The sequence below is a fragment of the Pseudomonas artemisiae genome, from assembly GCF_057128685.1.
Genome location: NZ_JBSKHS010000005.1, coordinates 1 through 12,361, shown reverse-complemented (window position 1 = coordinate 12,361; position 12,361 = coordinate 1). Strand labels below are relative to the sequence as shown.

The 12,361-nt window shown below is 62.5% G+C and carries 14 protein-coding genes; 4 read left to right on the top strand and 10 right to left on the bottom strand.

The window, feature by feature from the left end; all coding sequences use genetic code 11:
* Positions 1–25: 25 nt before the first annotated feature.
* The 3 genes from ACWKV4_RS07680 (at position 26) to recR (ending at position 2,140) form a co-directional block, all read left to right on the top strand.
* The gene (locus tag ACWKV4_RS07680; RefSeq protein WP_168081661.1) at positions 26–352 is read left to right on the top strand and encodes a YbaB/EbfC family nucleoid-associated protein; all 327 of its coding nucleotides are present in this window, start codon (positions 26–28) and stop codon (positions 350–352) included.
* A gap of 80 nt (positions 353–432) precedes the next feature.
* Entirely contained in the window at positions 433–1,464 is a 1,032-nt protein-coding gene (locus ACWKV4_RS07675; RefSeq protein WP_483831489.1) for an NADP-dependent oxidoreductase, read from the top strand.
* A 73-nt stretch (positions 1,465–1,537) separates the two neighbouring features.
* Positions 1,538–2,140 carry a recombination mediator RecR gene (recR, locus tag ACWKV4_RS07670; RefSeq protein WP_483831488.1) on the top strand — a complete coding sequence of 201 codons (603 nt, stop codon included), beginning with the start codon at positions 1,538–1,540 and terminating at the stop codon, positions 2,138–2,140.
* Between the two features lie 125 nt (positions 2,141–2,265).
* Here the strand turns inward: recR and ACWKV4_RS07665 are convergent, their stop codons facing one another.
* The 10 genes from ACWKV4_RS07665 to ccoN form a co-directional block, all read right to left on the bottom strand.
* Entirely contained in the window at positions 2,266–2,814 is a 549-nt protein-coding gene (locus tag ACWKV4_RS07665) for an adenine phosphoribosyltransferase (protein WP_483831487.1), read from the bottom strand.
* A 57-nt stretch (positions 2,815–2,871) separates the two neighbouring features.
* Positions 2,872–3,606 carry a fumarate/nitrate reduction transcriptional regulator Fnr gene (fnr, locus tag ACWKV4_RS07660; RefSeq protein WP_483831486.1) on the bottom strand — a complete coding sequence of 245 codons (735 nt, stop codon included), beginning with the start codon at positions 3,604–3,606 and terminating at the stop codon, positions 2,872–2,874.
* A gap of 123 nt (positions 3,607–3,729) precedes the next feature.
* Entirely contained in the window at positions 3,730–4,416 is a 687-nt protein-coding gene (locus ACWKV4_RS07655) for a sulfite exporter TauE/SafE family protein (RefSeq protein WP_483831485.1), read from the bottom strand.
* Entirely contained in the window at positions 4,409–4,585 is a 177-nt protein-coding gene (ccoS, locus tag ACWKV4_RS07650; RefSeq protein ID WP_483831484.1) for a cbb3-type cytochrome oxidase assembly protein CcoS, read from the bottom strand. Before ccoS ends, ACWKV4_RS07655 begins: the two co-directional genes overlap by 8 nt.
* On the bottom strand, positions 4,582–7,014 hold the full coding sequence (locus ACWKV4_RS07645) for a heavy metal translocating P-type ATPase (RefSeq protein ID WP_483831483.1): 2,433 nt from the start codon (positions 7,012–7,014) through the stop codon (positions 4,582–4,584). The genes ccoS and ACWKV4_RS07645 overlap by 4 nt, the downstream gene beginning before the upstream one ends.
* The gene (locus ACWKV4_RS07640; RefSeq protein ID WP_483831482.1) at positions 7,011–8,285 is read right to left on the bottom strand and encodes a 4Fe-4S dicluster domain-containing protein; all 1,275 of its coding nucleotides are present in this window, start codon (positions 8,283–8,285) and stop codon (positions 7,011–7,013) included. The genes ACWKV4_RS07645 and ACWKV4_RS07640 overlap by 4 nt, the downstream gene beginning before the upstream one ends.
* A complete protein-coding gene (ccoP, locus tag ACWKV4_RS07635) occupies positions 8,282–9,244 on the bottom strand; it encodes a cytochrome-c oxidase, cbb3-type subunit III (protein WP_483831481.1) in 963 nt (320 codons plus the stop codon). The genes ACWKV4_RS07640 and ccoP overlap by 4 nt, the downstream gene beginning before the upstream one ends.
* On the bottom strand, positions 9,237–9,398 hold the full coding sequence (locus ACWKV4_RS07630; protein WP_483831480.1) for a cbb3-type cytochrome oxidase subunit 3: 162 nt from the start codon (positions 9,396–9,398) through the stop codon (positions 9,237–9,239). The genes ccoP and ACWKV4_RS07630 overlap by 8 nt, the downstream gene beginning before the upstream one ends.
* Before the next feature lie 2 nt (positions 9,399–9,400).
* Positions 9,401–10,009 (bottom strand): cytochrome-c oxidase, cbb3-type subunit II, encoded by a 609-nt coding sequence (ccoO, locus tag ACWKV4_RS07625; RefSeq protein WP_483831479.1) that lies wholly within the window; start codon positions 10,007–10,009, stop codon positions 9,401–9,403.
* Complete coding sequence (gene ccoN, locus ACWKV4_RS07620) at positions 10,006–11,418, bottom strand: cytochrome-c oxidase, cbb3-type subunit I (RefSeq protein WP_483831478.1); 1,413 nt, start codon at positions 11,416–11,418, stop codon at positions 10,006–10,008. Before ccoN ends, ccoO begins: the two co-directional genes overlap by 4 nt.
* Before the next feature lie 146 nt (positions 11,419–11,564).
* On the opposite strand from ccoN, the gene ACWKV4_RS07615 reads away from it, so the two are divergent.
* A complete protein-coding gene (locus ACWKV4_RS07615; RefSeq protein WP_483831477.1) occupies positions 11,565–12,224 on the top strand; it encodes an alpha/beta family hydrolase in 660 nt (219 codons plus the stop codon).
* Positions 12,225–12,361: the final 137 nt, after the last annotated feature.

Below are 12,361 nucleotides of genomic sequence, written 5' to 3'. Positions count from 1 at the left end.
CAGCACGCCAATGGAGAACCGAACCATGATGAAAGGTGGCATGGCAGGCCTGATGAAGCAGGCCCAGCAGATGCAAGAAAAAATGGCCAAGATGCAGGAAGAGCTGGCCAACGCCGAGGTGACCGGCCAATCGGGCGCGGGCTTGGTAAGCGTGGTGATGACGGGCCGTCATGATGTGAAGCGCATCAGCCTGGACGACAGCCTGATGCAGGAAGACAAAGACGTACTCGAAGACCTGATCGCCGCGGCCGTGAACGACGCGGTGCGCAAGATCGAGGCCAACAGCCAAGACAAGATGTCGGGCATGACCTCCGGCATGCAGCTCCCGCCAGGCTTCAAGATGCCGTTCTAACTGCATCGGATACCGCGCCGAACGCTCTAGCCCAGGCGCGGTCTTCCTTCAATCCCCCTTGATTGAAGGAGCACTGACTTATGGCCGCAGCTGCCACTGAAAACCGCCGTATCGTTTTAGCCTCTCGCCCCAAGGGCAAACCAAGCGCCGATAACTTGCGCACTGAAACCCAAACCCTCCCAGCATTGCAAGAAGGCCACGTGTTGCTGCGTACCCTATGGCTTTCCCTGGACCCCTACATGCGCGGGCGCATGAGTGACGCGCCGTCCTATGCCGCGCCTGTAGCGATCAACGAGGTAATGACTGGCGGCGCCGTCAGCCGCGTTGAAGCTTCGCGCAACCCTAAGTTCCAGCAAGGTGACCTGGTGGTGGGCATCACTGGCTGGCAAACCCATTCTATTTCCGATGGCACGGGCCTGATGCCGTTGCCGGCCGGGATTCCCGAACCTTCCATGGCCCTGGGCGTGCTGGGCATGCCAGGGATGACGGCCTTCACCGGCCTGACCTACATCGGCGAACCCAAAGCGGGGGAAACGCTGGTCGTAGCTGCCGCGTCCGGCGCGGTGGGCTCCGTGGTAGGGCAGATCGCCAAGCTCAAAGGGCTCAAGGTAGTAGGCGTAGCCGGTGGCGCTGACAAGTGCCGTTATGTGGTGGACGAGTTAGGCTTCGATGCCTGCGTCGATCACCGTGCCGAGGACTTCCCCGAGCAGCTTAAGGCCGCGTGCGGGGAGGGGATTGATGTGTACTTCGAAAACGTCGGCGGCAAGGTGTTCGACGCCGTGCTACCGCTACTCAATACCAGCGCACGTATACCGGTGTGCGGCTTGATTGCCCATTACAACGACCAGGAGCTTCCCGAAGGCCCTGACCGTTTAAGCCTGCTGCCGCGCATGCTGCTCACCAAGCGTGCCCGCATGCAGGGCTTTATTGTATTCGACGACTTTGGCGACCGTTACTCGGAGTTCTTTGCCGCCATGGTGCCCTGGGTACGTGACGGCAAAATCAAATTCCGCGAGGACGTGGTCGAAGGCTTGGACAACGCCCCAGACGCCTTCTTTGGCCTGCTGGAAGGTAAGAACTTCGGCAAGCTGGTGGTGAAGGTCAGCGACTGACCCCTGGCCGTTGACCGGCCAACAGGGCGCGGGTATAACCCGCGTCTTCGCTGTTTTTTGCAGGTTATTACCGATGAGCTTTAGCCCACTGATCCGCCAGCTGATTGACGCGCTGCGCATACTGCCAGGCGTGGGTCAGAAAACCGCCCAACGCATGGCCTTGCAAATGCTTGAGCGCGACCGCGGCGGCGGCGCTCGGCTTTCTCAGGCATTGGCGCAGGCCATGGAAGGTGTAGGCCATTGCCAACGCTGCCGTACGCTCACTGAGCAAGCCCTATGCCCACAGTGCGCCGACCCGCGCCGGGACGATAGCCTACTGTGCGTGGTGGAAGGGCCCATGGACGTGTATGCGGTGGAGCAAACGGGCTATCGAGGGCGCTATTTCGTGCTCAAGGGGCACTTGTCACCCCTCGACGGCTTAGGTCCCGAGGCCATCGGCATTCCACAATTGATGGAGCGGATCGCCGAGCAAAGCGCCCTGGCCGAAGTGATCCTCGCCACCAACCCCACGGTTGAAGGCGAGGCCACCGCCCATTACATTGCCCAGCTGTTAGGCGAGAAGGGCCTGGTGGTCTCCCGCATCGCCCACGGCGTGCCTTTGGGCGGGGAGCTGGAGATGGTCGATGGCGGCACCCTGGCCCACTCCTTCGCCGGGCGCAAGCCCATGGCGATGTAACGCTATAGTAACCCCGTAGCAGCCGGGCTTGCCCGCGACCCGATCCAGCGCGGTGGTGAAACCGTTCGCTGGCAGGCCAGGCTGCTACGCGACCGGAACCTGGGTCAGGTATTTAAAATCAGGGCTTACTGCTCGTCCAACGCAAACGCGGTCAGGCTGAACACCGGTACGCCGGCTTCGGTCAGGCGTTGACCACCGCGCAATTCGGGCAGATCGATGATTGCCGCGGCCTCATGCACATGGGCACCCAGGCGGCGAGTAAGGTTGACCGCCGCCAGCAGCGTGCCGCCCGTAGCGATCAAGTCATCAAACAGCACCAAGGAATCCCCCTCGCACAGGCTGTCGGCGTGCACTTCCAGGAAGGCTTCGCCGTATTCGGTCTGGTAGCCCTCGCTGATGACATCAGCAGGCAGCTTGCCCTGTTTGCGGAACAGGATCAGGGGCTTGTTAAGCTCATGGGCAACCACCGCCCCGATTAGAAAACCCCGGGCGTCCATGGCGCCAATATGGGTAACGTTCTGCTCTACATAGCGCTCGACGAAATGATCGATGATGGTGCGCATCGCTTTGGGGGACTGGAACAGTGGGGTAATGTCACGGAACACCACGCCAGGCTTGGGGAAGTCCACCACGGGGCGGATCAAGGCTTTGAGGGACGAATCGTCAAAAGGCATTGGTACATCTCGGCAGGCACAATGGCGCGCATTATAGCCAGCCTAAGATTGCCATGGTTACCCTTGCATCGACCCGCCTGCCAGCGCGCACAGCTGTTCAGGGTCGAGAATCCGCACTTCCTTGCCTTGTGCGGCAATTAGCCCCACCTGCTGGAAGCGGGTAAAAACCCGCGAAACGGTTTCCACCGCCAGCCCGAGAAAGTTGCCGATTTCATTGCGAGACATACTTAGCCGGAACTGATTGGGTGAATAGCCCCGGGCGCTAAAGCGGGCCGAAAGGTTAACCAGAAAGGTCGCGATACGCTCGTCGGCGTTTTTCTTCGAGAGCAACAGCATCATCTGCTGGTCTTCGCGGATTTCACGGCTCATTAACCGCAGCAATTGCCGACGCAGCTGAGGCAGCTGTGAGGCCAACTCCTCCAACCGCTCGAAGGGGATTTCACACACCGACGTGGTTTCCAGCGCGACGGCCGATACCGGGTAATGGTCGCTATCCAGGGCCCCTAGCCCGACCAGTTCACTGGGCAGGTGAAAACCGGTGACCTGCTCCTGGCCGGTATCGCTGAGGCTGAAAGTGCGGATGGCTCCGGAACGCACGGCGAACAGCGGGCCGAAAGGGTCCCCTTGGCGGAACAGAAAATCCCCCTTTTTCAAGGGACGACCACGCTTGACGATAGCGTCCAGGGCGTCCATGTCTTGCAGTTCGAGGGACAGCGGCAGGCACAGCGGTGCCAAGCTGCAATCCTTGCAGTGAGCCTGATGGCTGGCACCCAACTTGAGTGGCTCGGTCATCTTGGAAATTCCTTGAATCACTTACAGTAATGCAAGGGTAACCGATTTTTTCAGGGGTAGGGCTCGGCCTGACCCTAAAGGGGAACTGTTAGAGGTAGTTAGCTAACATTCGTACCATCTGGTTTAGCCCATCAGTGTCATTAGCCAATGCCGATGCGGACCTGGCAGGCTCCATAGGCCAAACCCCAGCACGAGTAGCCCCACGCCCCGGCGTACCCCCTTGCGCCTTAGCCAGTTGCGCAAGCCTTGGCTGGCGTATCCGGTTGCTAGCATCAGCGGGCAGGTGCCCAAGCCGAAAGCCAGCATCAAGACCGCGCTCTGTAAGGCATTGCCCTGTGCGGCGCTCCACAGTAAAGCGCTGTACCCCAGGCCACAGGGCAACCAGCCCCATATGGCACCCAGCCCTAGCGCTTGGCCCAGGTTACGTACAGGGAGTAATCGCTTCGCCAAGGGTTGCAAGTAACGCCACAGGCCTCGGCCCGAGGCCTCAATGGCAGTCAGCCCATGCCACCAGCCCGCCAGATACAGCCCCATGGCAATGAGCAGCAGGGCGGCCAAGGTTCGTAAGGCGGCGATAACGGGCGTGTGGGCTACGACCAGGCCAAGGCTCCCGAGGATCAGCCCGGCCAGGGCATAGCTCAAAACCCGGCCCAGGCTGTAACCGAGCATCAGGGGCCAACGGCCGCGCTGGCCAGGGGCCGCCGCCAGGCTCAATGCTCCCATCAGGCCTCCACACATGCCCAGGCAATGGCCACTGCCTAGCAGGCCTAGCATAAAGGCGCTGACCAGCCCCGGCAGCCACTCAATCACCAGGTGTACCTTCTTTAGGCGCGTCTAGGTAATCGTCATCCAGCAGTAAGCGCCGGGCAGGGGTGTCCAGGTCGTCGTACTGGCCACTGCTTACGGCCCAGCAGAACAATCCTATAAGCAACGCTACCATAAGCAGGGCCACTGGGATCAAATAATACAAGGCAGTCATCGGCGCCCTCGCTCAGGCAGCAAGCGCATGGCGTTGAGTACCACCAGCAATGAACTGACAGACATGCCCAGCGCTGCCCAAGCCGGAGTGATCAGCGCAGTGGCGGCCAGGGGCAGCATCAGGCCATTGTACGCCATAGCCCAGGCCAGGTTTTGCCGGATGATGCGTCGGCAGCGAAGCGCCACGGCGAGCGCGTATGGCAGTATGGTCAGTTGATTGTTCAGCACCACGCCATCGGCCTGGGTGCGGGCGAGATCAGTCCCCTGACCCATGGCTATACCTATGTTGGCCTGGGCCAGCAGTGGAGCATCGTTGCTGCCATCGCCCAAGGCCAGCACGGTGCGACCCTTGGCTTGCAGCTGTTGCAGCAGGCGCAGCTTGTGTGCCGGCAGCAAGCCTGCATGAACGTTATCTATGCCCAGGGCCAGGCCCAGCCGCCCCACAGCGGGTGAGCGGTCGCCGGAGGCCATGATCACTTGCCAGCCCAGGCGCTTAGCCTGAGCAACTAGCGTTGCAGCATCCTCGCGTGGGCGGTCTTCCAAGCCGAACCAAGCCAGTGGGCCCTGGGTATCGGCCAGTAGTACCCATTGTTGCTCATCATCGGGCTGGGGAGGGGTAATGGCAGTGGCCAGGCCGCAAGCCCATGCCGGGCTCCCCAGACGCAGGTGGCGATCATCGACCAAGCCTTCCAAACCCTGGCCTGGGTGCGCTTGCACCTCTTCTGCCAACAGGGCAACCGGCTTGAATGCATGGCTCAGTGGGTGCCCCGAGCCTTGTTGCAGGGCACAGGCCAGCGTCAGGCACTGTTGTTCGGTGAGCTTGCCCAGTGCGCGCACACCGGTGAGGTAGGGCCTGCCCTCGGTGAGGGTGCCGGTCTTGTCCAGCAGTAGGGTGTCGATATGGGGCAGGGCCTCCAGTACATGGCCGCGCGTGATCAACAACCCGCGCCCTTGCAGGCAGGTGAGGGCGGCGGTAAGGGCCATGGGCGTGGCCAACGCCAAGGCGCAGGGGCAGGTACTGACCAGCAGGGCCAGCACTACCCAAGGGGCCTTGGCTGGCGCCAGCCACCCCCAGAGAGCACCCACCACCAGCGCTGCCACCAGCGAGACAAGCAGCAACGCTTTGGCCATACGGTCGGCCAGCTGCGCCGCTGCCGGCTTATGCTGCTGGGCGCCGCGTAGCAAGCGGGTGATGGCCGAGAGGCTGGTGTGCCCGCCTAACGCCTGAACCTGCAGGTGCAGGCGCTGATCCAGGTTCAGCGTGCCAGCGCTGACCAAACCGCCGGGGCCGCACGGCCGAGGTTTGAATTCGCCGGTAAGCAATGCTTCGTCTAGCCGCGACTGGCCTTCGACCACCACGCCGTCAGCAGGCACCCGCGTGCCAGGTGGTATCAGCACCTGATCGCCGAGGGCCAGCGCACTCACCAGTATCGGTGTGGCCTGGCCGTTGGCTTGCAGTTTCAGGCAGGTCGTGGGCAGGCGCGCTTCCCATTCGGCGCTGCCCTGGGCCGCGCGCTGGCACACCCGGGCCTGGAGGTAGCGGCCAGCTAGCAGGAAAAACGCGAACATGCTTACAGCGTCGAAATACAACTCGCCATGGCCAGTAAGGGTGGTATAGATGCCCGCCAGGTAAGCGCCGCCGATCGCCAGCCCGGCCGATACATCCAGGCTAACCTGGCCCGCGCGCAGGGCGCGGCTGGCGCCCTGGAAGATAGGCGCGCAGCTATAGAACACCACAGGCGTGGTGAGAAAGAACCCTGCCCAACGCAGAATCTCATGCAGCTCGGCGGTAAGGCCCAGGTTGAATTCCGGCCAGGTGGCCATGGTCGCCATCATGGTTTGGAACCACAGCAGGCCAGCGACCCCCAACCGTTTGAGTGCTTGTTTGGCCTCGTGTGCTTGGGCTTGGGCGGCCTCATCGGCCTGCCAGGGCCGTGCGCGGTAGCCAACGCGGCGCAGGTGTTCGAGGGCATCGCTCAAGGCCAAGGCCTCAGGCCGCCAAGCCAGGTGCAAGCGTCGTGCTTCCAGGCTTACCTGGACCTGCTCGATGCCGGGCAGGGCGTGCAAGCGCCGCTCGATCAGCCAAACACAGGCCGCGCAGTGCAAGCCTTCAACCGCCAGGTCGATGCTGGCCAGGCCCGCCACCTGGCTGATAAAACTGCCATAAAGGACTTCGGCGGGCAGTTCCTGGGCATCGCTTACCGGGATGCCTCGCGCGGGCACCCGGGGTGGCGAGCTTTCTCGGTGTTGGTAATACCGGCCCAGCCCAGCCTCGACAATGCTGTCGGCCACCAATTGGCAGGCGGCGCAACAAAAGACCCGACGCTCGCCTAGCAGCTCAAAGGCGTAGCGCTCGAGCAGTACCTCGGCGACAGGCCCCTGACAGTGGAAGCACAGTGCTCCACCGGTGACGCACGCCTGCACGCTCATGGCAGTGGCCCGGTGAATTGACTATCGACGTTCAACACGTGGCGAGCATCGTCACTGGCGGCCTGGAATATCAAGGCATGGCGGGCGGCATGCGCTGCCGGAAGGGCCAGCCGAATAACCTGTGCGCGCTCTTCATAAGGGGCCAAGCGCAGGTGGCTAGCGCCTTGCCAGGCCAGCTCAGCGGGGCCTGTGGCGGTAAGGGTATAGGTATGAGGGTGTCGATCTCTGTTCTTGAGGGTCAGGGTAAAGACATTTTCGACCCTGTCATCGCCAAGCGCTCGATACAGTTGGCGGTCCTTGCTCACGCTGAGCGAGAACAGCGGGCGGGTGGCCAAGCCATGGCCCAAGAAGGCCGCGCAGGCGAGCAACACCAGGCCATAACCGATAAGCCGTGGTCGCAGGCCACTCTTTTTAAGACCCGGCTGGCCGTAGGCGATCAGGCCCAGCGGGCGATGTAGCTTTGCCATTACGCCATTGCAGGCGTCTACACAGGCGCCGCAGGCGATGCAACCGATCTGCAAGCCTTGGCGAATATCGATGCCGGTCGGGCACACCTGCACACAGAGGGTGCATTCTACGCAATCGCCCTGCTCACTGGAGGGCCGCCCGGCACGGTACCGGCCACGCGGCTCGCCGCGCGCTGCGTGGTAGGTCACCACAGGGGTGTGTGGGTCAAACATCACCGCCTGGAAGCGCCCATAGGGGCACACATACACACACAACCTTGACCGGAACCACCCGACATTGCCATAGGTCGCCAGGGTTAACCCTATCAGCCAGGCCCAGGTGGCGTTGCCTGAGGCACCGCTGAGTAATTGACCCCACAACATTGGCCGAGGGATAAACAGCGCCACCAGGGTAAAGGCGGTGAGGGCGCTAAGGGCCAACCATAGTAGGTGCTTGACCGGCCACCACCCTTTGGCAGCGCGCTCGCCTGCCACGAACAGTGCTGTCCACAGGGTTTGCGGGCAGGCGTAGCCGCACCACACCCGGCCTGCCAATACCGTTACCCAGAACAGGCCGAAGGCCGCCACCAATAACACACCCGCCAGCAACCCCAGGTCTTCGGGCCAGAACCTAGCCCCTGCCAAGTGCAATTGCCGCCCAGGTACATCCAGCCATAGTAGAGGGGCGCCTTCCCAACGCAGCCAGGGCAGGGTGAAAAACAGCCCGAGCAGCCCCAGGCCCAGGGCGGTGCGCAGCTGTGTATAAGGCCCACTGACGTGCCGAGGCACGGCGGGGGTAACGTCCTTCAAAGGCACCAGGTTCATTGGGCAGGTTCGCCGGTGTCAGAGGGCGTTCGCGTGGGCTCACTGAGCGTCAGGCTCAGGCTAAGTACATAGGCCGCAAGCAAGTGAACCCGATCATCACCCATCAGCGGCGCCTGCGCGGGCATTTGGCCCTGGCGCCCGTCGCGGATGCTCATCAGCACCTGCTCGAAGCCTGCGCCGTATATAAAGCCTGCGGCCTGGGTAAGGTCTGGCGCGCCCATAAGGGGGTTGCCCTTGGCCTGTGGGCCGTGGCAGGCCACACAAAACTGAGCGTACAGGCGTTCGCCGTTGGCGGCGTCGGCACTGTGACCGCTAGCGGCGCGAGCATTTAATTGCAGCACATAAGCGGCCGCATCGCGGCTGCCTTGCTCGCCTAGCACTGCGCCCCAAGGCGGCATCACACCGAACCGCCCCTGGCCGATGCTGGCTTTGATGGCCGCCACGCTCGCGCCCCAGCGCCATACGTTATCGGCAAGGTTTGGAACGCCTGGCGCGCCTCGACCGTCCGCCCCATGGCAGGTTGCGCACTGGTTGGCGAACAACCGTGCGCCTGTGGTCAGGGCTTGAGGGTCCGTGGCCAGCGCTTCTACCGGCAGGGCCGCATAGCGCGCATAGAGTGGGGCGTACCGTGCCTCGGCCTGGGCCTGCTCCCGTGCCCACTGCTCGGCGCTGCTCCAACCTGCCTTGCCCTTAGTGGCGGGCCACAATCCACGCCAATTGCCTAGGCCTGGGTACAGCACCAGGTACACCACAGCGAACACCAGCGTTGCTACGAACAACCAGCGCCACCAGCGGGGCAGGGGGTTGTTGTGCTCTTCGATGCCGTCGAACCTGTGCTGGGTAGGCGTGCTGTCGCCTTGGGGTGGCGGGGGGCGGCCGCTGGCATGGAGCAACCAAGCCATGGCCAATAACGTGGTCAACGTCAGCACGCTGATATACAGGCTCCAGGCGCTACTCATGGGGGCAAGGCCCCTGCGGCTCATCGGCGAAAGGTAGCTGCGCCGCCTCGTCGAAACTCTGCTGCCGAGCGTTGCTCAGCGCCCAGATCAACAAGGCCACAAAGCTCACCCCTACCAGTAGCGTACCCAGGCCGCGCAAGGTGCCGATGTCCATGGTCAGGGCCTGCCTTTAATGGCGGTGCCCAAGCCTTGCAGGTAGGCCACTAGCGCGTCCATCTCGGTTTTGCCCTGTACCGCGGCACTGGCCTCGGCAATGTCGGCGTCAGTGTAAGGCACGCCCAACGCCCGTAAGGCGCGCAGCTTGCCTGGTGTTTGGCCAGGGTCCAGGGGCGTTTGCGCCAAGAAAGGATACGCCGGCATCACCGATTCAGGTACCAGGCTGCGGGGGGCTGCCAGGTGCGCCACGTGCCAGGCATTGGAGTAGCGACCGCCTACCCGGGCAAGGTCCGGGCCGGTGCGCTTGGAGCCCCAGAGAAACGGATGGTCCCAAGCGCTTTCTCCGGCCTCGGAGTAGGCACCATAGCGCTCGGTGTCCGCGCGCAGCGTACGGACCATCTGCGAATGGCAACCCACGCAACCATTGGCGATATATACATCGCGGCCTTCAACCTCCAACGCGCTACGCGGCTGCATGCCCGTTATGGGCTGGGTGGCGATGTCTTGGAAAAACAGCGGCACGATCTGGGTAAGCCCGCCCACGCTGATCGCCAGCACCATCATCAGGGCCATCAGGCCGATGTTTTTTTCCAGCCGCTGGTGGTTCACGCCCGTGCCTCCTGCCCAGGCGCCGCGCGTACGGTACGCCACAGGTTCCAGGCCATCACCAGCATGCCGCTGGCAAAACAGGCCCCGCCCAACAGCCGTACCTGATAACCCAGGCTGCTGGTTTGAACAGTTTGCGCGAAGGTATAGGCCAGGGTGCCGTCATCATTGACCGCGCGCCACATCAGCCCCTGGGCCAAGCCATTGACCCACAGCGCGGTTACGTAGAGCACGGTACCCACGCAGGCCAGCCAGAAGTGCGCGTGCATGGCCGTTACGCTGTACATGGCCGGTTTGCCAAATACCCGTGGGGCCATGTGGTAGGTGGCGCCGATGGTGATCATGGCCACCCAACCCAAGGCCCCGGAATGTACATGACCGATGGTCCAGTCGGTGTAGTGGGTCAGCGCGTTCACGGTTTTGATGGCCATGACCGGCCCCTCCAGGGTGGACATGCCATAGAACGCCAGGGCAACCACTAGAAAGCGCAGGATCGGGTCCGTGCGTAACGTATGCCAGGCCCCGGCCAGGGTCAGCATACCGTTGAGCATGCCGCCCCAACTGGGCACCCAGAGGATCACCGACATCACCATGCCAAGGCTTTGCGCCCAGTCTGGCAGGGCGGTGTAGTGCAAATGGTGCGGCCCAGCCCAGATGTACAGGGTGATCAACGCCCAAAAGTGCACGATGGACAACCGGTAGGAATACACTGGCCGCTCGGCCTGCTTGGGCACGAAGTAATACATCATTCCCAAAAAACCCGTTGTGAGGAAAAACCCAACAGCGTTATGCCCGTACCACCACTGGATCATCGCGTCGGTGGCGCCGGCGTAGAGGGAATAGGATTTGAACAGGTTGACCGGTAAGGCGAGGTGATTGACCACATGCAAGATGAGCATCACCACAATGAACGCCCCGTAAAACCAGTTCGCCACGTAGATATGGCGTACCTTGCGCGCCAGGATGGTGCCGAAGAACAACCAGGCATAGGCCGCCCAAACCACCGCCAGCAGTAGGGCGATGGGCCACTCTACCTCTGCGTACTCTTTGCTGGTGGTATAGCCCAAAGGCAGGGTGATCACGGCCGCTACCAGCACCGCCTGCCAGCCCCAGAATACGAATTGCGCCAGGGCGTCGGACACCAGCCGCGCCTGGCAGGTGCGCTGCACCACATAGAGTGAGGTACCGAACAAGGCACAGCCGCCGAAGGCAAAGATCACCAGGTTGGTATGCAAGGGCCGCAGGCGACCGAAGGTGGTCCAGGGCAGGGCGAGGTTCAACCCTGGCCACACCAGTTGCGCGGCGATAAATACCCCCACGGCCATGCCCAGGATGCCCCAAATCACTGTTGCCACGGTGAACTGGCGCACCACCTGGTAGTTGTAAACCGCGGGGTGTTGCGTGGGATTCATAAAGGGTTCCGGCGTCAAACTGAAACGGCGGGCGGCAGTGTGGGGGAAGGCGTTTCACCGTGCAATGCGACCAGGCGCCTCGTAAGCGCCATGGCGCGGCGCGGCGGGCTCAGGCACAGTGGGAATTTTGTTACGGAGGATGTCCAGTGAACGAAGAATGGGCTGAGCGGGTTCAAGAAAACGGCTGGTTGTGGGATAGCGCCATTAGCGAGGCCAGTGAGGACGAACGTATTTGCCTAATCCTCGCCCACGGTGCCGGCGCGCCCATGGATAGCCCCTTTATGAACACCCTGGCCGGGCTGTTGGCCAAGGGCGGGGTAGACGTGTTGCGTTTTGAGTTTCCCTACATGGCCTTGCGCCGAGAAGGGGGGAGCAAACGACCACCCAATCCCACCCCGCGGTTGTTGGAAAAGTGGCGAGAAGTCTACGCCCTGGCCCGCATGGTGGTGCCCGGGCGCCTGGCTATCGGTGGTAAATCCATGGGCGGGCGCATGGCCAGTTTGCTGGCCAACGAGCTGGGCGCCGATGCCTTGGTGTGCCTGGGGTACCCGTTCTATGCCGCCGGTAAACCGGACAAGCCCCGGATTGAACACCTGGCTGAGCTGCAGGTGCCAACGTTGATCATTCAAGGGGAGCGCGACGCCCTGGGCAACCTCGCCACTGTGGAAGGTTATAGCCTGCCTTCGGCGGTGGAGCTGTACTGGCTGACCGCCGCGGACCACGACCTAAAGCCCTTGAAGGCCTCAGGTTTTACCCATCAACAACACCTGGAAACCGCCGCTGACCGTATCTGCGCGTTTTTGTAATGACGTGTGGCAGAGAGGCCAGGCGGACCTCTTTCGCGAGCTTTGCTCGCTCCTACAGTGTGAACTGCGCCCCAAAACCTGGACAGTGATCGTTAAGCCGTTTGAGCCTGGGCCCTGTACGCTACAGGGCTTAGGTC